This is a genomic window from Pseudomonas sp. 21615526, assembly GCF_013386245.1.
In the GTDB taxonomy this organism is placed as follows: Bacteria; Pseudomonadota; Gammaproteobacteria; order Pseudomonadales; family Pseudomonadaceae; genus Aquipseudomonas.
Genome location: NZ_JACAOM010000002.1, coordinates 93,137 through 115,114, shown reverse-complemented (window position 1 = coordinate 115,114; position 21,978 = coordinate 93,137). Strand labels below are relative to the sequence as shown.

Annotated in this window: 19 protein-coding genes, 1 tRNA gene and 1 pseudogene; 8 read left to right on the top strand and 13 right to left on the bottom strand. The window is 60.0% G+C overall.

Going from position 1 to position 21,978, the window contains the following annotated elements:
• Positions 1 to 166: 166 nt before the first annotated feature.
• Positions 167 to 1,123 carry a GlxA family transcriptional regulator gene (locus tag HX786_RS00600; RefSeq protein WP_218647688.1) on the bottom strand — a complete coding sequence of 319 codons (957 nt, stop codon included), beginning with the start codon at positions 1,121 to 1,123 and terminating at the stop codon, positions 167 to 169.
• Between the two features lie 173 nt (positions 1,124 to 1,296).
• Between HX786_RS00600 and HX786_RS00595 the strand changes: the two genes are divergently transcribed.
• From HX786_RS00595 to HX786_RS31780, 3 genes and pseudogenes are all read left to right on the top strand, one after another.
• Positions 1,297 to 2,229 carry an alpha/beta fold hydrolase gene (locus HX786_RS00595; protein ID WP_256734767.1) on the top strand — a complete coding sequence of 311 codons (933 nt, stop codon included), beginning with the start codon at positions 1,297 to 1,299 and terminating at the stop codon, positions 2,227 to 2,229.
• A gap of 121 nt (positions 2,230 to 2,350) precedes the next feature.
• The gene (locus tag HX786_RS00590) at positions 2,351 to 2,689 is read left to right on the top strand and encodes a hypothetical protein (RefSeq protein ID WP_178911540.1); all 339 of its coding nucleotides are present in this window, start codon (positions 2,351 to 2,353) and stop codon (positions 2,687 to 2,689) included.
• 28 nt (positions 2,690 to 2,717) lie between these two features.
• A pseudogene (locus HX786_RS31780) lies at positions 2,718 to 2,856 on the top strand (DUF159 family protein); the annotation flags it as partial.
• Positions 2,857 to 2,881: 25 nt separating this feature from the next.
• Here HX786_RS31780 and HX786_RS00585 read toward each other — a convergent pair.
• The 5 genes from HX786_RS00585 to HX786_RS00565 form a co-directional block, all read right to left on the bottom strand.
• Positions 2,882 to 3,064 carry a hypothetical protein gene (locus HX786_RS00585; RefSeq protein ID WP_023658797.1) on the bottom strand — a complete coding sequence of 61 codons (183 nt, stop codon included), beginning with the start codon at positions 3,062 to 3,064 and terminating at the stop codon, positions 2,882 to 2,884.
• The gene (locus HX786_RS00580; protein ID WP_177044639.1) at positions 3,061 to 4,212 is read right to left on the bottom strand and encodes a PepSY domain-containing protein; all 1,152 of its coding nucleotides are present in this window, start codon (positions 4,210 to 4,212) and stop codon (positions 3,061 to 3,063) included. The genes HX786_RS00585 and HX786_RS00580 overlap by 4 nt, the downstream gene beginning before the upstream one ends.
• Before the next feature lie 69 nt (positions 4,213 to 4,281).
• A complete protein-coding gene (locus HX786_RS00575) occupies positions 4,282 to 6,384 on the bottom strand; it encodes a TonB-dependent siderophore receptor (RefSeq protein ID WP_003207678.1) in 2,103 nt (700 codons plus the stop codon).
• 642 nt (positions 6,385 to 7,026) lie between these two features.
• Positions 7,027 to 7,100 (bottom strand) — tRNA-Cys (locus HX786_RS00570).
• 214 nt (positions 7,101 to 7,314) lie between these two features.
• Entirely contained in the window at positions 7,315 to 9,612 is a 2,298-nt protein-coding gene (locus HX786_RS00565; RefSeq protein ID WP_178911539.1) for an acylase, read from the bottom strand.
• Between the two features lie 243 nt (positions 9,613 to 9,855).
• Here HX786_RS00565 and HX786_RS00560 point away from each other — a divergent pair, with 243 nt between their 5' ends.
• Positions 9,856 to 10,233 carry a hypothetical protein gene (locus tag HX786_RS00560; protein WP_032899365.1) on the top strand — a complete coding sequence of 126 codons (378 nt, stop codon included), beginning with the start codon at positions 9,856 to 9,858 and terminating at the stop codon, positions 10,231 to 10,233.
• A 1-nt stretch (position 10,234) separates the two neighbouring features.
• On the opposite strand, the gene HX786_RS00555 is transcribed toward HX786_RS00560, so the two are convergent.
• Positions 10,235 to 10,429 carry a hypothetical protein gene (locus HX786_RS00555; RefSeq protein WP_003207574.1) on the bottom strand — a complete coding sequence of 65 codons (195 nt, stop codon included), beginning with the start codon at positions 10,427 to 10,429 and terminating at the stop codon, positions 10,235 to 10,237.
• A 173-nt stretch (positions 10,430 to 10,602) separates the two neighbouring features.
• Here HX786_RS00555 and HX786_RS00550 point away from each other — a divergent pair, with 173 nt between their 5' ends.
• On the top strand, positions 10,603 to 10,740 hold the full coding sequence (locus HX786_RS00550; protein ID WP_003207572.1) for a hypothetical protein: 138 nt from the start codon (positions 10,603 to 10,605) through the stop codon (positions 10,738 to 10,740).
• Positions 10,741 to 11,053: 313 nt separating this feature from the next.
• Complete coding sequence (locus tag HX786_RS00545; protein ID WP_256734766.1) at positions 11,054 to 14,416, top strand: membrane-targeted effector domain-containing toxin; 3,363 nt, start codon at positions 11,054 to 11,056, stop codon at positions 14,414 to 14,416.
• Positions 14,417 to 14,463: 47 nt separating this feature from the next.
• On the opposite strand, the gene HX786_RS00540 is transcribed toward HX786_RS00545, so the two are convergent.
• The 5 genes from HX786_RS00540 to HX786_RS00520 are packed head-to-tail and all read right to left on the bottom strand — an operon-like array spanning position 14,464 to position 18,891.
• On the bottom strand, positions 14,464 to 15,216 hold the full coding sequence (locus HX786_RS00540) for an ABC transporter permease (RefSeq protein ID WP_172834573.1): 753 nt from the start codon (positions 15,214 to 15,216) through the stop codon (positions 14,464 to 14,466).
• 14 nt (positions 15,217 to 15,230) lie between these two features.
• Complete coding sequence (locus HX786_RS00535; protein WP_010171568.1) at positions 15,231 to 16,430, bottom strand: ABC transporter substrate-binding protein; 1,200 nt, start codon at positions 16,428 to 16,430, stop codon at positions 15,231 to 15,233.
• Entirely contained in the window at positions 16,417 to 17,220 is an 804-nt protein-coding gene (locus HX786_RS00530) for an ABC transporter ATP-binding protein (RefSeq protein WP_003207565.1), read from the bottom strand. The genes HX786_RS00535 and HX786_RS00530 overlap by 14 nt, the downstream gene beginning before the upstream one ends.
• Positions 17,217 to 18,278 carry an acyl-CoA dehydrogenase family protein gene (locus tag HX786_RS00525; protein ID WP_003207563.1) on the bottom strand — a complete coding sequence of 354 codons (1,062 nt, stop codon included), beginning with the start codon at positions 18,276 to 18,278 and terminating at the stop codon, positions 17,217 to 17,219. The genes HX786_RS00530 and HX786_RS00525 overlap by 4 nt, the downstream gene beginning before the upstream one ends.
• A 52-nt stretch (positions 18,279 to 18,330) precedes the next feature.
• A complete protein-coding gene (locus tag HX786_RS00520) occupies positions 18,331 to 18,891 on the bottom strand; it encodes a carboxymuconolactone decarboxylase family protein (RefSeq protein ID WP_178911537.1) in 561 nt (186 codons plus the stop codon).
• Between the two features lie 102 nt (positions 18,892 to 18,993).
• Here HX786_RS00520 and HX786_RS00515 point away from each other — a divergent pair, with 102 nt between their 5' ends.
• A complete protein-coding gene (locus HX786_RS00515; protein WP_087692364.1) occupies positions 18,994 to 19,899 on the top strand; it encodes an AraC family transcriptional regulator in 906 nt (301 codons plus the stop codon).
• On the opposite strand, the gene HX786_RS00510 is transcribed toward HX786_RS00515, so the two are convergent.
• Positions 19,890 to 20,807 carry a LysR family transcriptional regulator gene (locus HX786_RS00510; protein WP_177067445.1) on the bottom strand — a complete coding sequence of 306 codons (918 nt, stop codon included), beginning with the start codon at positions 20,805 to 20,807 and terminating at the stop codon, positions 19,890 to 19,892. The genes HX786_RS00515 and HX786_RS00510 overlap by 10 nt on opposite strands.
• 118 nt (positions 20,808 to 20,925) lie before the next feature.
• On the opposite strand from HX786_RS00510, the gene HX786_RS00505 reads away from it, so the two are divergent.
• Complete coding sequence (locus HX786_RS00505; RefSeq protein WP_177044730.1) at positions 20,926 to 21,921, top strand: aldo/keto reductase; 996 nt, start codon at positions 20,926 to 20,928, stop codon at positions 21,919 to 21,921.
• The last annotated feature ends 57 nt before the right edge of the window (positions 21,922 to 21,978 follow it).

The window sequence follows — 21,978 nt, the reverse complement described above, 5'->3', positions numbered from 1 at the left end:
AGTCAGTCAGGAGGAAACTGCCAGCCCGAGGCCAAATCGCTTTCACTTGCAGGCGGTTGCCTGGAGAGCTTTTCGGCCTTGTACCCGCAGGAGTCACTGGCCAGTTTTCGCTCCGTCGCTGCACGTCAGCGAACGGGTATCGGAACCGGAAATTACAGGTAGCTCCCTATCGATGATAAGCCTTCCGGTAGGTTGTGGGGCTCACGCCCACGATCGAGAAAAAGTGCTGGCGTAACGACAGGCTTGTACCAAACCCGCAAGCGTCAGCGATCGACTCGACGCTGTGGTCGGTTGTTTCAAGTTGCAGTTGGACGGCCTTGATTCGCTCATTCGTGAGCCACTTGCCAAACGTCGAGCCGGTCAGTTGCTTGAAGTGCCGGGTGAAACTGCGTCGACTCATCGCCAGCCTCGTCGCCACCTGATCGATTGACAACGGTTGTCCCAGGTTTGCCCGAAGCCAGTCCAGCAACTGGCCGAGACGCTGGTCGCTTGCGCCTTGAGGAACAGGCTGGCTGATGAACTGGGCCTGGCCTCCGTCGCGATGGGGGGAAACCAGCAGCTGACGCGCCAACGCGTTGGCAACCCCCCGCCCGTAGATCCGCCTGACGATATGAATACAGCAATCGAGCCCCGCGGCCACGCCTGCAGAGGTCAGGATTTGCTGCGCCTCGACATAGAGCACTTTGGGGTCCACTTCAATGCGTGGGAAATCTCGCGCCAGATGCGCCGCCCACGCCCAGTGCGTGGTTGCCCGCTTGTCGCACAGCAGGCCCGCATGGGCAAGCACGAACGCCCCCAGGCACAGGCCGACCACCAGCGCGCCCCGTTCATGGGCTGCCTGAAGCGTTTCGAGGAGTGCGCTCGGCGGCCTTTCGGTGACGTCCCGCCAGCTGGGAATGATGACGATGTCAGCTCCTGCAACCTGGTCCAAACCATGGTCACAGTGGATCGCGAAACCGGCGTTGGTAACCAGCGCCCCTTCTTCACCCGCACACACCACCAATTCGAACCAGGGCGAATCCCCCACTCGGCGATCTTTACCAAATACGAGGCACGGCACAGAAAGGTGAAAGGGGCTGATGCCGTTAAAGGCGATGACTGCAACTTTCACACTTTTTTTCATAGGGCGGGCCTGATCGAGATTGGCCCGATTCTAATGAAAAATGGTCATTGGGCCAATGGTGTGAGTTCCCGGATGCGTTCACTCTGATCGCAGCTGCATTTCACCGGGAAATGCGCAAATCAGAGCTCAGGGCCTCAATGAACATCGCCACCTTTTGCACGCTGGGAGCACTTATGACCACTCTTTCGATGACCGCACCGGCACACGCCAGCGAACCGGTGCCCTCCATCCCCTATACCAGCGAGTCCACTGGCTATCATTGGTCCAGCGTGGACGGCGTGAGGGTTTTTTATCGCGAGGCCGGCCCCAGGGACGCGCCGACCCTGGTGCTGCTCCATGGCTACCCTTCGTCCTCGCGCATGTGGGATTCGCTGATCCCGCTGCTTGCTGACCGGTATCACGTGATCGCACCCGACTACCCCGGGTTCGGCAGAAGCGACGCGCCCTCGGCCGCGACCTACACCTACACGTTTGACCATCTGGCCGACACCATGAGCAAGCTGCTCACGCAATTGCAGATCCATGAATACACCCTGTTTATGCAGGACTACGGCGGCCCGGTAGGCTTTCGGATGATCCTCAACGCGCCGCAAAAACTGCACGGCATCATCATCCAGAACGCCAATGCCTATGACGAAGGCCTGGGTGCCAAATGGGCGAACATCGCCAAGTACTGGAAGGCTCCCGCCGAACATCCCGAACAAGTCGATGGGTTCACGGGGTACGAAGGCACGAAGCAGCGCCACCTGGGCACCAGCCCTCATCCCGAGCGTTACAACCCTGATGCCTGGGAGGACGAGTTTGCCGCCTTATCCCGTCCGGGCCAGCGGGCGATACAGTCGGCGTTGTTGCTGGACTACCAGAACAACGTGGCCTCTTACCCAAAATGGCAGCAATGGTTGAAAGACAATCAACCGCCGATGTTGGTCATGTGGGGAAAATACGACCCGTCGTTCATTGTGCCGGGAGCCATGCGCTACAAGGATGATGTGCCGGGGGCCGAGGTTCATATTCTGGACGCGGGGCATTTCGCGCTCGATGAAAAAACCGAGCAGATCGCCAGCCTGACGCGTCAGTTCATGGCGCGTATCACCGCCGGTAAATAGTAAAGAGTGGGAGGCCCGCGCCCGACTGATCGTCGGGTAACCCTGCAGTTCGTCGCCTCAAGCATTCCACTTCACCCAATCTCGAATACTGTATACACATACAGCACTCGAAATACCTCCTATGAATATCGACGAAGACACCTGCGGGTGGCTTGGCATCCCCACGCCTCTCGAAATGCACAAACAACATGCCCGGCTGCTCGAGAACGAGATCCAGGCACTGAACCTGCAACTGCGCAAGGCCCGGGCGGATATCTTCGGCCTGGTCGCGATGCTGACAGAAGCACAGGCAAAGAACGAAGAGTTTGCCGGATACCTCAGGCTGCGCGGTGCCGAAGCTGCAGCGATGAGGAAGCAGATCGCCAACCTCACCACTTCAGATCGACTCAGCACGCGCGAGGCCGAGAGGCTGCGCAGTGTGCTGAACGAACTGATGTCTCACCCGAAAACCATCGTCTAAGCTCAGGTTTCAGGTTGAGGGCTTGGCCATGTGCGGAAGACTTTCCCAGTACAGCGGCATTCACGACTTCGTCGCGGCGCTGAGCATGCAATGCCCTGGCGAACTCCGTGGGTGAGTTGCCGCTGGGAGAAAATCGACCTGCAACCGAGTGGCAGCTGACGCTGTTGATGACGGCGCTGAGGATCGCGCCAATCATCGTTTGGCTGAACGCAAACGCAGCCAAACCACCCCGACCAGCCCCAACGGCACCCCCAGGCTGAGCCATGAAAGCAGGTCATAGACGCCGTCACCGATCAGCGCCGAGAGCAATCCGAACAGGCTTAAAACAAAGAGCAACAGCGGCCAGCGAAAGATCATCCACAGTCCGCGCCTCATGATCGGCCCCCCATTTCCGGCCCGCTGGCATGCAATTCATCCAAGCGTTTTTGCAACGGTACCTTGCGACGGCTCAGCCACAGGTAGAGCCCACTGCCGAGGATGACGATGCTGATGAGATCGAGCAGCGTCCAGATGATCTTCAGCGGCACACCACCGTAATCACCAAAATGCAGCGGCTGCGAAACCAGCAAGGTTTTCACGTACAACGGCATCTCACGCATGTCGGTCAGCTCGCCGGTACTCGCATCCACCAGGGCCGGCTTGAGCAATCGCGCAGTGAGCGGCGTGGTGCCGCGCATGAACACTGCGTAATGGTGCTGGCTGCTGAACTGAGTACCGGGAAAGGCGATGAAGCTGGGCTCCATGCCTGGCGCCGCCTTACGCGCGGTATCCAGCGCTTTTTGCAACGACCCGAGGCGCTCCAGCGGCGGCGCATCCTTGTAGGGCGCGGTCATCTGCGCCAACTGGTCACTCTGCCAAAAGTCGAAAATGGGCAATGCCAGCGTATTGATCACGCCTGTCAGCCCCACCACCAACACCCAGGCGAGGGTGACGATGCCGAGCACGTTATGCAGGTCCAGCCACTTCAAGCGTGAACTGCGCCCGTTGCGCACGGTGGCGAAGTCCAGCTTGCGCATGAACGGTGTGTACACCACCACGCCGGACACCAGCGCCGCGACCAACAGCAGTCCCATGAAACCGAGAAACAGATAACCGGGCAACCCCATGAATAAATCGGTATGCAGGCGCAACATAAGGTTCATGAATCCATCGTCTGGCGGTACCGCAGGAAATAACTCGCCAGTGCGTGTATCAAACGACTGCGAATGCCCCTCGATCGGTGGCGGCATAATGCTCGTTGCCGTGTACACCGTACCGAGCGGACTTTCCGGATCGAAACCGACAAAACGCACGACCTCCCCCGGCTGCGCCACCAATGCACTGGCAATGACGGTGTCGTAGTCGATTGGTGGTGTATCGGCGGTCAGCGGGCGCAGGGGCGGCGGCGGCTCGAAGTAGTGCTCAATCTCTTCATGAAAGATCAGTGGCAGCCCCGTCAGGCACAGCAACAACAGGAAAACGGTAGCGATCAGGCTGGTCCATTTGTGGACCAGAAACCAGATACGCAAGGTGCGTGCAGTCATGCTCGGTGGTTTTCCTTAAAGCGCCAGGCTCGCCGCGCGTCACGGGGCACAGCGAGCCCCCAGGCGGTATCAGTATTTCCAGGTAACGGAAGCTACCAGGTTACGCGGGGCGCCGTAGCTGGCGGTCGTGGCACTGTTGTACAGCGATAGCAGGTATTTGCGATCGGTGACGTTGTTCAGGTTCAGCGACGTGCTCCAGTTGCTGTCGATGTCATAGCTGGCCATGAAATCGAGCAACGCGTAGGCGTTCTGGTGGATGGCACTGTTCGTGTCGTTTTCCACTGCACTCTGCCAGCTTACCCGTGTACCGATCTTGGCTTGGGGCAAACTTGGCAAGCGATAGGTGAGCATGCCGCGCACGCTATGAGTTGGCACATACTTACGGGCCTTGTCGCCATCGTCGTTGTCGATGCGCACGTAGGTATACCCGGCGAGCACGTCCAGGCCGGGTAGCGCTTCGCCAGAGGCTTGCAGCTCTACTCCGTGACTCTTGTAATCCATGGGGTCGTAAACGGACCGGCCACCCACCAGGCCGACATACTCCGCGACATTCTGCTGTTCGGTCTTGAACGCCGCGGCGGTGACGTTGAGGCGGTCATCCAGCAAGCTGCCCTTCACACCGGCTTCCATGCTTTTGCCTTCAAGCGGAGCAAGCAGTTTGCCGTCCCTGCCCAGGTTGTACTGAGCGCTGTAGATTTTCGTCCAGCTGCCATACACGCTCCACTGCTTGTCCAGGTCGTAGACCAGGCCGGTGTAAGGCGTCACCTTGCCATGTGCGCGGGTGTAGTAGTCGGAACCATAGCTGTCGCCGGAAGCGTCCAGGCTGATCATCCGCGCGCCGGCGATCCAGTGAAGATCATCGGCCAGACTGAATCGGGCACCGGCGTACACGCTTTTCTGAGTGTCCGTGAAATTCTGCGTATTGGCGTCGCTGGTAAACAGGAACGACGGATGCGCCAGATTGCCCGCCAGCACATCCGAGAATGAAACGTCGTAGTAGCCATCTGCAGCCGCATCGTATTCCCGGGCCTTCTGATGGGTGCGGCCATAGGCGGCACCGAGGGTCAACTCATGCTCTCGGCCAAACAGGCTGAACGGGCCGGAGACCTTGGCCTCGCCCAGCAACTGATGAGCCTCGCTGGTGGTATTGGCGGCAAACACTGAGGCGTCATCACCGCTGACCCCGGCGACATACATCATGTTGGTGTCTTGCTTTTCGGTGATGCCCGTGGCGGTGACCGTAGCGTTCCAGCCGTTGCCAAAATCATGCTTGAGCTCAGCGAATGTGCGCTGGGTACGCAGGTTCCAATAGGTCCATGGCTGGCCGATGCTGGAGCTGCGGCTGCCATAGTGAATGGCGTTGCCATCGTTATCCACCAACGGCAAGTTACCCCAGGTGCTGCCGTTTGAATTGCTGTCGTGCTGGGAGAAACCCACGGTTACGGTGTCGGCATCGGACACATCGAACGCCAACAACCCGGCAGCGACGTTGCGCTCATGGCTGTATCGATCCATCCACGAGTTGCCTTTGTCGTGGGAGTAAATGAAGCGGCCGCGTACGTTGCCGGTATCCGTCAACGGCCCGGAAACGTCCACGTCCACACGACGGCCATCCCATGAGCTGACGCTGGTATCGATTTGCGCCTGGAAGGTCTCGGTCGGACGTTTGCGTACGAAATTGACCGTGGCCGACGGGTTGCCAGCCCCGCTCATCAAACCATTGGCGCCATGCAGGATGTCGATCTGCTCGAACTCGGCCAAGTCCTGATCACCGACCAATACGGTTCCCACGAAGGGCATGCCCACGCCATCGTATTCAAAGTTGTTGATATCGAAGCCGCGCGAGGTGAATTCCGTACGATCGGTTTCGGTTTGCTCCACGGTCACCGAGGGCGCAGCACGCAGCGCATCCTTGATGCCCGTGATCTTGAAGTCATCCAGGGCTTGCCGAGTGATGGTGGTCACGGCCTGCGGGGTTTCCTTGTCCGTCAAGCCCAGACGGGTAGTGCTGGACGACGGGTTGCTTTTGTAGCCCACGGTTGGACCGTCAATAGGTTCACTACTCGCTTCGATCTGGGTAGTCGGCAACGTCAAGTCTTCGGTGGCGTGAACGAGGGACGCAGCGCTGCAAGCGCCAGCAAGCAACAGACTGGCAGAAAAGTGATGTTTCAAAACGAGGATTCCTACGACGAGTGGGTCAAGCGCGTTAACATTTCGAGAATGCTAATAGGAATCTAACTCAATTACCAAGTTATGTCGGACATTTTTTTCACATTTCGAAACATTTACCGTCGGGTACATTTGGCTACATTTTGGCGTTTCAAAATGAGGAGGTGCGGAACACTGAAGATTCGCCCTTGAGGAGGTTTCGGCCGCGGCTCAGGCCGCGAGATTGAATGAGGGCGACTGATTCTGCACCGAGTGGCTCCGACTCCACATCGAGCCATGTACTACCCAGTAGATTCGTCGGGAGCTGAAGCTGATGAAGCGCGAAGGCCTGTCAGCAACCTCACTCCAGTAAGAACCCATCCGCACACTCCTTTTTATGGGCACAAGGGTATTCACATGCCTCAGAAAGAAGGTTCAGGAACAGCGTCTGACTGAGATTGGCTGGGGAGCCAGGGCGCTAGTACCGTAGTCGTGGAAGGAATCGCCGGGGTCAATTCATGAACTCCGGCCGAAGACCGCAAAGAAGATTGATGCCTGCGTTGGAGCTATCGCTAAACGACAAAATGGAAAAGATCCGGGGGGCGGCTCTTTTTTCGAGCTCAATAAAAAACCCCGTAGATCATTGATCTACGGGGTTTTTAAGAGTGGAGGCCGAGGTCGGAATCGAACCGGCGTAGGCGGATTTGCAATCCGCTGCATAACCATTTTGCTACTCGGCCTCAAACGATCAATGCCTTACAACCGACATTCACCGCATACAAACTTGAGTGGGCTATGTGAAGCTTGCCTCTACTCTATCTCATTGAAAACATTGAAGTTTTTAATGCTTCAGTGCGTTCGATGGGCGCAATTATGTACTCATTTGCCAGGGCTTGCAACCCCTTGATTTCAAAAAATATTCTCTCAAGGGGCAGGCATTCCTGGTGGGCTACCCTACCGCCCGGCTTCTTCCTTGTCACGGATAACCTGCAATTGATACTGCGGGTCCGCCTTGATCTGCTGTTCGGTAAACGGCAGCGGGCTGAGTTTTTTCTCGGAAAACGCCTGGGTCTGGTCCTTGAAGTATTTCGACGCGGGGTCGCTGGACAAGGAGAATGCCAGCACACCTTCGGCATTGGGCCCCTTCTCGTCGAACGTCACGATCTGCAGGTAACTGCTGCCGCTGACTACCTCGCGCTTGCCATCGGCCCGAGGCACGCTTTGCATGGCGTTATAAACGCCCAGCTCTTGCGGGCCGCCGTGGATCGGTGTCTGACCCGAGACCTGAATATCACCCCAGCGGCTGTCCGCCGTCAGCCCGCGCTTGGCCACGTCGGCGGCTGACGCGAGCATCGCTTCATGCAGTGCCTTGGCCACGTTTGCCCGATCGACCGCCAGCCCACGTGGTGTGGTCAGGGGTTGTGCCGGATCGAAACCCACCTTCCACGCGTCCGGCGCTTGCGCCAGTTGCTCCGCCAGGTTGATGAAGTGCACCAGGCCCAGGCCGCTGTCGAGGTTGGCGCGCTGGTCCCAGTTTTTCAGGCTGTCGCACACCGATTTCACGCTGGCATCGGCACCCGCGCAGAACTTCAGCAAGTCCGGCATCACCTGGCTGGCAAGATACACCTGGTTGTCCATGACCATATTCTGCAGGTCGGCGACCTTGATCGGTTGCTTGTCGAGCTCCTGCAAGCGTTGCAAGGCAAAGCGCGCACGCGGGCCCAAGCCGATCTTGTCCTGGCTGATAACGGGCGAGAACCCGGTCAAGGGTGCCTTGGGGTTGACCAGCCAGGCCGAGTCATTGGAGTGCTGCACGTAGTCGGTGCGCTCCAGTTGCGGCAGTTGCTCGGCGGGGAAGATCCCGGCCTGGGCGGCACGCGGGTCCACGTCCCAGGCGCAGGCGCTGCGAGAGCCGTCGAGCATGATGAATTGCAGCCCGACCCGTGGGTCACTGCACTGTGCGAGCTTTTTCGCGCTGACGTTCGGCACCACCGACAGGTTCATGTACAGGCTTTGACCCTGGTCATCCGCTGCCACCGTGTTGACCCACGGGATACCTTGCAGGGTGTGTACCGAGGTTTGCAGTTCCTTGAGGTTCGCCGCGCGGTTCATCGCGTACCACTGTTGCAGCACACGGTCGTTGCCCAGGTTGGCATCCCGCAGGCTGAAGGCATATTTGGCGTCCCAGTCGAGTTTGCCCGGCCATTGCACGATGGGGCCGAACTGCGAGCTGTAGACCGTGCGGGACTGTTCCCGGGTACCGCCGTCGGCAGTTTTTACCGCTACCTTGATCGTGGTTTTATCCATGGGCACGGACTTGCCGTCCAGCAAATAGCGAGTCGGGTCCTTGGGGTCCAGAGTCAGGCGATACAGGGTGAAGTGCTTGGACGTATCAACGGTGTGCGTCCACGCAACGTGCTGGTTGAAGCCGATATTGATCACCGGCAGGCCCGGCAACGCAGCGCCCATCACATCCAGCTGGCCGGGGATGGTCAGGTGCATCTCGTAGAAACGCATGCCGCCCACCCACGGAAAATGCGGGTTGGCCAGCAGCATGCCGCGGCCGTTGAACGAACGGTCACGCCCCACCGCCACCGCGTTGCTGCCACGGTCCAGGGCGAAACGTTGCTGGTTGGCCGCCGCGACCTCAAACGCCTTGCTGTCCACCTGGGCGACGGTGTTGGGCGGCGTGGCCCCCACCAGGGCCTCGGCAAATTGCCCGACGCCACCTTCCACCAGCAGCCGGCGGGTCAGCTTGACCAGGTCTTCGGCCGTGATCGGCCGTACCCAGGCCGCCTGGCACTGCGCCGGCAAACCCTGGGCAGTGCGCTCCTTGAGGTAGTGGTTGTAACCGGCAACATACCCTTCAATGCGCTGCTGCATCGCCGGGGGCTGGGCCTTCCAGAATGCCGCAACGGCCTGGGGGGTGTTCAGCCAGGTGAAGAACACGTCGTTGGCAAGGTTGTTACGCCCTTCCAGGGTCGCCTGCTCGGGACCAAAGTACCTGGCACGCTCGCCATTGACCGTTACCACCTCATTGGCCAGCAGGCACAGGTTGTCCTGGGCATAGGCATAACCGATGCCGAACCCCAGCCCACGCTCATCGTTGGCCCGGATATGCGGTACACCAAAGCTGGTGCGACGGATCTCGGCGGTGGCCTGTTGCTCCTGCACCCGCGCCGCGGCCGAAAGACTCAGCCCCAGCAACGCCCCTGCCACACACACCCTGAACAACCCGTTGGAAATAATCACGCAGACTCCACAGCCAAATTAAACACCGCGACGAGGGACAGCTTCGCCAACACCTCAGTTAAGACGTAAATACCGGGAATAATTTTAGCAGCCGCAGGCGTTTATTCGGACAGGTCGGTATGTCTCCAGGATGTTACCGACAAAATTTCTACATCCCCCGCTTCATGATTTGTGCAGCTCGTACGTCTTATTAACTAAGAGCGCCATCATTTTCCTGATCAGGCTCTGATAAGGAGTTTCTGCATGTACAACTCGCAACTGCCCACGGAAGGACACTCACCCATGCATGACGGAGGTTTTGCCACCGGCAACCAGGCGTTCGGCAAGGCGCCGGAACATGGCAACCAGCGCATTCGTCATTTGCTCAAATGCTTTGGCCTGCGCACCAGCCTGATCCGGCTGAAGGTCATCGACGCCCTGCTGACCGCCGCCGACAACCAGCGCACCCTCGGCGTGCGCGGCGTGCACAGCCATTTGCTGGAGCTGGGCATCCCGTTGTCGTTTCTCAGCGTGCGCGAGGTGCTCAAGCGCCTGTGCACCGAAGGCGTGATCACCCTGAACGCCGACAAGAGCTACAGCCTGCACGAGCAGGCTGCCAAAGTCCTGGAAGGCCGGGCCTGACTCAAAGGTTAGGCTTGACCTTGCGACGCATCACACCGTTGATCACCACCACGGTTACCGCTACCGCAATCGCGATGTACTGGAACGTCTTTTCGCTGATGACCCCGTTGTTCTGCAAGTAGGACAGGCCAAACATCGTCCCCAGCACCAGCAGGGAGATCAGAATCGAGTATTTCAAACGTTGCTTTTGGGTCATGACGGGTTCCTGAAGCTAAAAAATTGTGTCCACTTTGTATCGACTACCACACCAAGCACATACCTGTTAGCGGGGATGGATTGGGGTCGGCGGGGTCTCATGTTACAGGCGATGAAAAACTTTGGCTTGCCCAACGCCTGATTGAACCTGAGAGCACCCTAGAGGATTTTGAAATGCTTCGTCGAATCACACTGCTGATTCCCTTGCTGATCATGTTGAGCATGAGCGGCTGCATTATTTTCCCCCACGGCGGCGGCGGTTGGCATGACCATCGCTACAGCGAAGGCGGACCGGGGTATTACCATCGCTGATCGGTCATCCGTACATTTTCTGACATCTTGAACACTTTACAGGCGGAGCCATTCCCCCTGCTTCCGACACTCAGCAAGAGCGTCCAGGAAGCAGGGAGGTTTTCCTGAAAGGCGCATTCCTGAATGAGCGTGCCTAAAGGTGTTCACGATGATAGTCAGCAACTCGGTTCCTTCCTCCACTGCATACCCACCACCGCCCCCTCCTCCGATACCACTCCCCGATATACCGTCATTCCCCGATGAAATATTGCAAAGCGCAACGGACATTCCGGACCCCGCGGCTGACACACCGCCCCCCAATGGCCCGAAAGCCTTGGAGACCGCGCTGGCTGACCGAAAAAACTGGCAGGCACTGGCGCAGCAGCTCACTCATGTCGCCACGTTGGCAGGACCGAACGCGCCGTTTCTGGTGGTGCAATCTGCGCTGGGAAGCACGCTGATGGACCTCGCGCCCAACTCTTCTTACACCCCAAATAGTGCTAACGCCGTGAGTCTTGCAAACTTTCTCAAGGCTATGGGCCTGCCCGAGCCAACCACCCATGATGAGCTGCTGACCCTGGCGCGCACATCGCTGACACGTTCCCACCCCCATCCATGGGGAAATCTGGGCGGCGCCTTGTCCTGGCCCCTGCCCTTGAGCACACCTCAGCAGAACGAACTGCTCACCGCCGCCAGAGAACATGCCGCTGGCGCTCCGGATGTTCAGCAAGCAAGCCAGCAGCGGGGGCTCCTGGAGTTTCTGAACGGTAACCTGCCGCTCTCCAGCGACGCCTCGAGCGATCCGGCCAAAACGCTGGAAGCCCTCATCCGTTCCCCCCGAGGCCAGGCGCTGGGAGAGGCCTTGCAGACCAAACTGGAGAGCATTCCGACTGATAGCAGTGTGAATGATCACGTACTGGCGGCCATCAACCTCGATCTGGATCAGGAATCCATCACCCAACCGCATCGCAACAAAGTGGCCGGATTCGACCTGTCACATAAACAATATTGGGGCAAACCCACCTCGGCGATCGTCGCCGGCCTGCGCGAGCACTTGAGTGATACCGGCAAAACCTCACCTGCCAACGCCTCGCTGGGTACGCATCTGCTGTTGATGCGGGCGGCACCGCAGTTGCTGATCAAGGATATTCCCGACAGCGTGGTCTACGGCAGCCTGGCCTGGGCCAACCTGTGCATCGCGGCGGCCGCCATCGAAGCCAGGTCCCCTGGCAGCGTAGCGAACATGAGTTTTGCCGAAGTGATGATCGCCGCCGACTCAAGTGGGCCCGCGCCCGAAGCTGCCCAAACTGCGGCATTGTTGGACTGGGCCGTGGTCAATGGGGTGCTTGAGGCGAAAGACGACACGCTTTACGAAAAACCAGACATTGATACCGCCATGGACGCGTTCAACTATCAATTGGGCAAGCTGAAACACGCCTCCGGCTTGCTTGACACCCCGATGCCCAGCCGCAAGCAGATGGCGCTGGACCTGCTCAAGGAAAAATTTGGCGAAGGCGTCCCCTTTGAAGAGAAGGTGTTGCTCAAGCCCAACAAAACCGCCAACAAGACGATCCCCACTCGCGGCCCTTATTCCATGCTGGACCTGACCATGCAAGGCGAGAAAATAACGGCATCAGACTGGGAGCTCAAACCTGGAACGCATGGCGTCGACCTTGATGCCTTCGCCACCTTTACCCATGGCCCCGGCTTTAAAGTCCCCGACACCTTTGACAAAGCCATCAGCCAGACCATAAGCGACTATAAAACCGTCAAGAAATATTCCATCTTGAACGCCCTCGCCAACCTTCCACCGGAGGACAAAGAAAACTGGCGGTTAGGAAAGCTGAACTTCTACAAAGAAAAATCCTACAGAGTCAGCTGGACACCATTCGCGGGAGAAACCCTCTTCCATACAAGCAAAAAAATACTGGTCACCACAAAACACCAGAACAAGCCGTCCACCTATGAGTTCGATACCGAAAAAGGCAGCATCAGGAAAGTCAGCAACGCAGTTATCACGCGCCAGGACCAGAAGATCGCCAACGAAGTAACCCGAATAGAAGAGTTCTCCACCTTCGATGCCAAGCGCGACTATATAAAGCAAGAGAACCCGCTCGAGGGATCCAATCCCAACCTGTTCAGGAATTTCCGGGCGGAGTACCTTGCGGATTCAATTGTCGAGGGGCTCGATCTGGAAACCGTCAGGCAACAAGCGGCCGGAAGTACGCCGGATGAGCATAGAAGGACGGTCGCCAGCACCATCGGCAACTTTTTTCTCGACCTTGTTCCGCTCAGGTCGGCCATCGTCAACTTCAGTAATGGCAACTATAAAGATGGGTTCTCCGACCTGGCATTTGATGCGTTCGGCTTTCTCACGGCAGGTGCAGGCGTCGCCGCGAAGGTCGGAAAAACCCTGAGCACTGCCAGCAGCGCGGCCAGCAAAGCCCTCAAGCTGAGCAAGATTTTCGGGGTTACCGCACTCTCGGAACTCAATCCGCTGAGCGGACTTGGCGACCTGGTAGTCGGCGCGGGAAAACTCGCCATCGACGGCGCAAACGCAGCCACCCAGGGCTTGAAAACGCTCAAGGGTACAGCGAGCAACAGCGAGCTTGCCGCCGCCGGCACTCGATATGACGCAGCCGCTACCGGCTCATTCCAGATGGGCGAGCAGACGGTCGAGGGCAGCGCGGTGCAGATCAAGGGCAAGTGGTACGCTTTCGACGCACAAAAGCACCAGTCGTACGGCAGCCCCCTGCAAGCGTTCAGTAGCGCTGATACGCTGGAGCCCTCCCCCAACGCCTATGCCTCTTCGAGCAAGAGCACTCACCGGTTTAACCCGATAAACACTGTCAACCGCCCACCTCGAATCAGGAAGCCGTTACCCGAGGGCCAATACGTGGAAAGTTTGAAAGGACGGCTCGAAGTCGACCATTTCAAGCTCGACACCCGCGAGGCAACGCTGGATAAGTTTCGGGTGGAAATGGAGGACTATTATGAGGCGATCAAGGATGGAGGCCTTCCGCCGCGCCCTACAATCCCCGATATCCCCGTACCGATCCCCGCAGCCGATCTGATCACAGAGGCATTGAAAGCATCAAACGGCGTGGTGTTTGGAGAGTCTCACTCGCAGATGGCCAGCTTTAAAATGCTGTTCGACAACGTCGATACGCTAAAAAGCCAGGGTGTCAAAAAAGTCTATTTCGAAGGGTATATCGACTACATCGGTGGCCCCGTTGATGATGGAATCGGAATGCTCGGAAACAGCAACACTCGCCGCACGAATCCAACACTGGAGCAACTCAAGAAAAAATTTGAAGACAATGGAATAGAGCTTTTACCCCTCGATCACTATTACCTGACGCGACATAGACACGACAAATCCCGTGATCGCACCCGCACTGGCGTCAACTCTGAAAAGCGGCTCAAGGAGTTCAACTACTACGCTGCGGAAACCATCCAGGCAAACTCCGGCACCGAAAAGTGGGTCGCGTTAGTGGGAAGCGCACACATGAACACCTCCGAAGGTGTTCCGGGCTTGGCGGAACTGACGGAAAGCATCGGCATCGGGGTTTTTGACAACAGGAACATGACCCACAGCAGCATCGGGCTTAAAGCAAAAAACCCTGCGCCAGACCCGAACCGGCCATTACAGCCCAACGATATTCCAGGCGACCTGCGCATCTACGTGAAACCCTGAGCACATCGCAAAGGCCCGGAAAGCCTCCGAGCCTTTGCATGAGGTGTTCACCCTCCATGCACCCAGCGCTGATGCAACCAGCGCGCAAACGCATCCAGGGCAAAGCCCAACAAGCCGATCAGCAGCACCATCGCCATCAGCTCCGAGTAGGCCAGCCGGTCGCGAGTGTCGAGGATGTAATAACCCAGCCCGGCACTGACCCCGAGCATCTCGCACGGCACCAGCACGATCCACAGGATCCCGATGGCCAGGCGCACGCCGGTCAGTACGTGCCCCATCACCCCGGGAATAATCACCCGGCGCAAGGTTTCCCAGCGCGTGGCGCTCAGGCTCTTGCTCAGTTGCAACCAGCGCGGATCGAGCTGACGCACACCCGCCGCCGTATTCAGCAGAATCGGCCACACTGCAGCGAACGCAAGCAGGAAGTAGATCGGCTGGTCGCCCACGCCCATCAACATCACCACGATGGGCATCCACGACAGCGGCGAGATCATCCGCAGAAACTGGAACGCCGGCGTGGTTGCCGCCTCCAGCTTGCGCGAACTACCCACCAGCAAGCCCAGCGGTACACCAATCAGCAATGCCAGGAACAGCCCGACGAAGATCCGCTTGAGGCTCACGGCTATGTTCAGGTACAGCTCGCTGCGGCCCAGCAACTCCCACAGGCTGGCGAGGGTCGCCGACAGCGAAAACCGCGCAGACAAACCGTCCGCGCTGCCAAAGACCTTCACCCCCAGCCACCAGAGCAACAACAACCCCGCCAACCCGCTCAAGCCAAGCAACCAGCCCGGCAACCCCAAGGTTTTGCCGTTGTTCAAACGCCAATCTCCTCGTTTCGCTCAAAGCCCTCAGGCAAGCCGAAGGTCTTCATGCCGCCCACCGCCGCGATCGCATTACGCACGAAGCGGTCGTCCACCAGGTCCTTGGCGACAAACGCCGGGTCCAGGTCGGCGAGGAATTTCTTGTCGCCCTCGATCAGCGTGTCTTTCAGGCGGCGTACCAGTTCCTCGGTGTAGCTGGGGAATGGATACGGCTGGAAGTCGATGCGGTGCTCGTCCCAGTTGGCGTGCTGGATCGCGCCGTCAGCCAGGTAAGCCGCACGGTCGCTGGCAGCCGGCGCCAGGACTTTGCGCAGCACTGGTTCGGCATGCGGGGTGTAGCGGTTCTCGCCGTCCTTGGACAGCAGCTTCACCGCCTCTTCACGGTTGTCGCGGGTCCAGACCTGGGCCTTGACGATTGCATTCACCACCTTCTGCGACCATTCCGGGCGGTTGGTCAGGTCATGCTCGTGCATGAACACCACGCAGCACGCATGGTTGCGCCACACATCGCCGGTAAAGCGCTGTACGCGGCCCACGTTGAGGTTTTCCGCCAGGGCGTTGAACGGCTCGGCGACGATGTAGCCGTCGATGCGCTTGCTGGCCAGGGCCGGCGGCATGTCCGAAGGCGGCAACACGATCAGGTTGACCTCGTTGGCGGCAATCGCACTCCCGGCGGCGCGGGCCACCGGGGTCAGGCCGTTGTCGCGGAACAGCTGCTGCACCACCACGTTGTGGATCGAGTACCAGAACGGAATCGCCACCGACTTGCCGCCCAGTTGCTTCACATCGGTAATGCCTGGGGATACGGTCAAACCCGAGCCACCCACATGGTTCCAGGCCACGACCTTGGCCGGGACCTTGCTGCCATACCGCGCCCATACGGTCATCGGCGACAGCAGGTGAATCACGTTGACCTGCCCGGAAATGAACGCCTCGATCACCTGGGCCCAACTGCGCAGCAGCACCGGGCGCTCGGCCTTGATGCCTTCGGCCTCGAACAGGCCATTGTTGTGGGCCACCAGCAACGGCGTGGCGTCGGTGATCGGCAAATAGCCGATGCGTACCGGTGCGTCCGGCTCACTGGCCGCCCGGGCCTGCAAGCTGCTCAGCAGTGGCAAGGCTCCGGCGGCACTGAGCACGGCCGAGAGTTTGAGAAAGTCACGGCGCGAGTGAGTGAGGTCATCCAGACACATGGCAAGGCTCCAGCAGTTCAGGGGGTTGGGGGTCAGTGCGGCTCGCCCGCCGTAGGGTTTTGAGAATCTCGATGCGCAGGGTGCCGATGGCTTCCACCTGTTCTTCCCGCGGTTGCGGCAAGTCGATGCGCCATTCGCCGAGGGTCCGCGCCGGGCGGTTACCCAGTAGCAGAATCCGGTCGGACAACAGCAGCGCTTCGTCGATATCGTGGGTGATCAGCACCGCCGCCGAACCTTGCTCGCGATTGACCTTGAGCAGCAGGTGCTGCATGTCGGCACGGGTCACTTCATCCAGGGCACCGAAGGGCTCGTCCAGCAGCAATACCTGCGGCTGGCGTGCCAGGCAACGCGCCAGCGCCGTGCGCTGGGCCATGCCGCCGGACAGCGCCGCCGGGAATTGCTGGCGGGCATGTTCCAGGCCTACGGCGTGGATCGCATGGTCGACCCGGCTGCGACGTTCTTCAGGGCTGAGGTGCGGCTGGCGGGCAAAGTCCAGGCCGAAGGCGACGTTCTTTTCCAGGCTCAGCCACGGCAGCAGGCTGGGGTCCTGGAACGCCACCGCCACGCGCGGGTGCGGGCCATTCAACGGCTCGCCCAACAGGCGGATGCTGCCGCCCTGGGGCGCTTGCAAACCGGCGAGCACCCGCAGCAGGCTGGACTTGCCAACGCCGCTGGGGCCGAGGATCGACACCACTTCGCCGGGCTGCAATTGCAGGTCGAAACCTTCCAGCACCGAATTGCCCGCATAGCCCAGGCAAATTCCCTGGGCGTGCAATACCGCCTGGCTCATAGATTGGCCTGACGGTTCAACTCGGTGCGCAACTGCACCAGGCTCGGGGTCACGATCGGCACAAATGCCGACTCGCGCCAGCGCCGGGCAAAACCGCTGCCGTGGGCCGTCAGGTAGGCCTTGCCGCCGCTGGCTTGCAGCTCCAGTTGCACAGCGCTGGCAGCGATTTCCGCGAGGGCGATGCGCAGGCGGAACAACGGTACCGGCTCAGTGCCGAAGCGGCCGGCCAGCAGGCCTTTCTTCAGGTCGTTGACCGCCTGTTCCAAGGAGGTACGCAACACTTCCAGCTCTTCACGCAATACGGTGCGGCTGGAGCCCAGGTGATTGGCCACCTCCGCCAGCGAGCGCCGCGCCAGGCCGATGGACATGCCGCATTGCAAGCCCAGAAACGCCGGGCGCACGGCCGGCAGGAACTTGCGTGCATCCTCATGCAACAACCAGTCGCGGCTCAGCTCCACGGCTTCAAAGCCGAGGGCCGCGGTATTGCTCGATTGCAGGCCCAGCAGTTCCAGGTCGCGGGAACGTTGCAGGCCGGACACCGAGTCCGGGATCGCCAGGATAAACGGCGCGCCGCCCTGGGCATGCTCGATGGCGGCAGCCACCACAAACCCGTTCTTGCGCAGGTTGGTCACCCAGTGCAGGCGGCCATTGAGATTCCAGCCGTCGTCGGTCGGCTCGGCGCTGATTTGCAGCGACTCGATGCCAGACAAAAACTTCATCGCGTTGGACAGCCCGGTCGCCCCGGCCAGCTTGCCGCTCAGCAGGTCCGGCAGCAGTTGCTCGCGCAGGCGCTGGTTCGGGCTTTGCAGCAGGTATTCGATAAACGAGCGTTGGCCCCAGCACACAAACGCCGACGCCAGGGAATGGCTAGCTACGTCGGCGATAGCTTCCACCGCGCCGGTGACATCGCCGCCCAGGCCACCGAGGTCCTTGGGCACACCGATACGTAATACATTGGCCTCTGCCAGCCGTGGCAGCACTTCCTGCGGATCGCAACTGCCCACATCCAGGGCCTGCGCTTGAACATCGAGCCAACGGCTCAAGATTGGGTCAAGCATTCATGTTTCTCCTTGTTGCAGCATGTTTACCATCGCGAACGCTTGCGCGCCTTCAGCTAGCCGGTTTTTCCCAACGGTATTGCGCCAGTTCCGGATTCAACGGGGTACGGGCAAACACGTTGGCGAAGTTGCACAGGGTGGCCAGGCTCACACCCAGAATAACCTCAAGGGCATGACCGTCGGTGTAGCCTGCCTCACGGAACGCGGTGTAGCCGGCGTCGCTGACATCACCGCGGGTGGCAATCACTTCACGGGTGAACGCGGCCAGTGTCTCATAACGCTCGTTGGGCAGTTCGCCGCGCTGGCGCAGGGCGTCGATCACGTCTTCCGGCAGCTTGGTCTTGTTGCGCGCTACGGCAGTGTGCCCGGCGACGCAGAAATCGCAACCGTGGTTGGTGGCGGCAATCAGTTGCACCACTTCGCGGTCGGCCAGGCTCAGGTCAGACTTGGCGTTCAGGCCCGACACGGTGATGTAGGTTTCCAGGGCTGCCGGGGCGTTGGCCAGCACCGCCAACAGATTGGGGATGAACCCGGAACCCTTCAGGGCATTTTCCAGAAAGGGCTTGGCCGCCTCAGGAGCGGTTTCCAGGGTTAGCATCGGTACGCGGGACATGGAGTGGTCTCCTCATGGATTCGTGTACCAAGTCTGTTGGTTATAAAAAATCCGCTCAATAGTCTAAAGTAGCGATTACTTGCTCTAGAGTCTTTCCGTTAGATGAATTCGTCCAGTTCACTCGTCGATTGGTTATTAGATAGCCTTGAACTCAACACCAGCCTGTTTCACGTCGGGCGTTACTGCGGCGACTGGCACGCCAGCACCCATGGCCTGGCAAGCGCGAGTTTTCATCTGGTGGTGCAAGGGCAGTGCTGGATGCACATCGACGGCGACTCGACCCCTTACCCATTGAACAACGGCGATGCAGTCTTCCTGCTGCGAGACCTGGCGTACCGCTTGTCCAGCGATGGCACCGCCACCGGCGCCCAGGAATGCCCGCGCAAACCGATGCTGCCACTGGACAGCCAGGCCAGTGACGGCGTGGGCCTGGTGTGCGGGTTCTTTCACTTCCAGTCCGGGCTGTCGGCGATGATTGTCGACACCCTGCCCGCCTGGATCATCCTGCGGGCCGGTGATCCATCGCTGACCGCCGCGCGCAACCTGTTCGAATTGATCCTGCAGGAATGCGAGCGCACGCCGGCGCCCTCGCCCGCCCTGCTGGAGCGCCTGTGCCACCTGCTGTTCCTGTATGTGCTGCGCCAACAGGTGCTGGACAACACCGACCTCGGCGGCCTCGCGGCGTTGGCTCGACAACCGGCATTTGCCAACCTGCTGGAGCAGTTGATCGCACGCCCGGCCGAGCCCTGGACCCTGGAAAGCATGGCCGCCTGCACCGGCCTGTCGCGCTCGGCGTTCTTCAAGCGCTTCAATGAACTGTGCGGGCAGTCGCCGGGGCAAGTGCTGCTGATGATGCGTGTGCGCCACGCCTGCCAACTGTTCAAGCAGGACCAGACCGTAGCGGACGTGTCCCTCGCCGTGGGTTATCAATCGGTGGCGGCGTTTACCCGGGCCTTCCATAAGGTCACCGGCTTCCAGCCCGGCGCCTACCGAAAGGCTCAAGGTTGACGCTGCAACCCATTGCCCGGCCGGGCACACAACTCCACCAGCCAATCGACAAACACCCGCACCCGTTGCGACAGCTGGCGATGCGGCGGGTACAGCGCCGTCAGCGGTAACCTGGGCGGCGGCTGATGCGCCAGCACCTCCACCAGCGTGCCCGCTTCCAACTGGCGAACGGCGTGGTAGTACGGCGTCTGTACCAGGCCGTAACCCGCCTCACAGGCCGCCAGGTAACCATCGGCACTGTTGACCGCCACTTGCTTGGGCAGGTCGACCAAGCGGATGTCGCTGCCGATCTGAAACTCCAGGCCATAGCGTTTGCCGCTGGTGCTGGAGAAATACTCCACCACTTGATGGCCGGCCAACTCATCCAGCGTCGATGGCACGCCGAACTGCTGCAAGTAGCCGGGGCTGGCGCAGGTCACCTGATCCATCATCGCCAGCGGCCGGGCCACCAGCGACTCGTCCAGCGCCAGGCCGCCGCGCAACACGCAATCCACGCCTTCGCGGATCAGGTCCACCGGGCGGTCATTGAGGCCGATTTCCAGATCGATCTGCGGGTAACGCGTGGTGAACTCGGGCATTGCCGGAATTACCAGGAAGCGCCCGATCCCCGACGGCATATCAATGCGCAACGTGCCGCGCGGGTTGCGCCGGCTGGTGGAGAACACCGCCTCGGTTTCCTCAAGGTCCGCCAACAGGCTCACGCAACGCTGGTAGTAAGCGGCGCCGTCCAGGGTCGGGCTGACCTGGCGCGTGGTGCGCTGCAACAGTTGCACCCCAAGGTGCGCCTCCAGTTGCTTGATCAGGATGGTCACCGAGGCACGCGGCAGTTGCAGGCTGTCGGCCGCCCTGGCAAAGCCGCCCAACTCGACAATCCGCACAAACACGCGCATGGCGTTGAAACGGTCCACTGGCTGGTTTCCTTCAGGGATTATTTAGAATTTCATAATAGTGATAGTGGTTTTAGCCGGTTTATCCCGCTTTTGTCGAGGGCAACAATGGAGCCCTTCCCACACAGGAGCTGGACCCATGCACACACGTCAACTCGGCAAGAACGGCCCTCAGGTTTCCGCCATCGGCCTCGGCTGCATGGGCATGACCGATTTCTACACCACCGGCACCGACACCACTGAAGCCATATACACCCTGCACCGCGCCCTGGAACTGGGGATCAACCTGCTCGACACCGCCGACATGTATGGCCCCCACACCAACGAAGCGCTGATCGGCAAGGCCATCGCCGGCAAGCGCGACCAGGTGTTCCTCGCCAGCAAGTTCGGCATCGTGCGCGACCCGGCGAACCCGGCACTGCGTGGCGTCAACGGCCGCCCGGAATACATTCGCGAGGCCATCGACGGCACCTTGAAGCGCCTGGGCGTGGAAACCCTGGACCTGTATTACCAGCACCGCATCGACCCCGAAGTGGCGATTGAAGAAACCGTTGGCGCCATGGCCGAACTGGTCAAGCAAGGCAAGGTGCGTTACCTGGGCTTGAGTGAAGCGTCGGCGGCTACCCTGGAGCGCGCCCACAAGGTGCATCCCATCAGCGCCCTGCAAAGCGAATATTCGTTATGGAGCCGCGATCAGGAAGACAACGGTTGCCTCGCGGCCTGCCAACGCCTGGGAATCGCGTTTGTGCCCTACAGCCCACTGGGCCGAGGCTTCCTGACCGGCGCGCTGAAAAGCCCGGATGACTTTGCGGCGGATGACTATCGCCGGTTCAGCCCGCGTTTCCAGGGTGAAAACTTTGCGAAGAACCTGCTGCTGGTGAAACAGGTACAAGCCCTGGCCGCCGACAAGGGCGTGACCGCCGGGCAACTGGCGTTGGCCTGGGTGCTGGCGCAAGGGGATTACCTGATCCCGATCCCGGGGACCAAGCAACGCAAATACCTGGAAGAGAACGTCGCGGCACTGGAGGTCAAGCTGAGCCCGACCGAGTTGGCGGCGCTGGAGGCCATCTTCCCGGCCAACGCTACAGCCGGGCTGCGCTACCCGGAAGCGGTCATGCAGATGCTGGACAAATAATCCTGCCACGCCGGATCGGGGCTGGCTCGCCAGCTCCGCTCCTTGAATCCCTGCCCT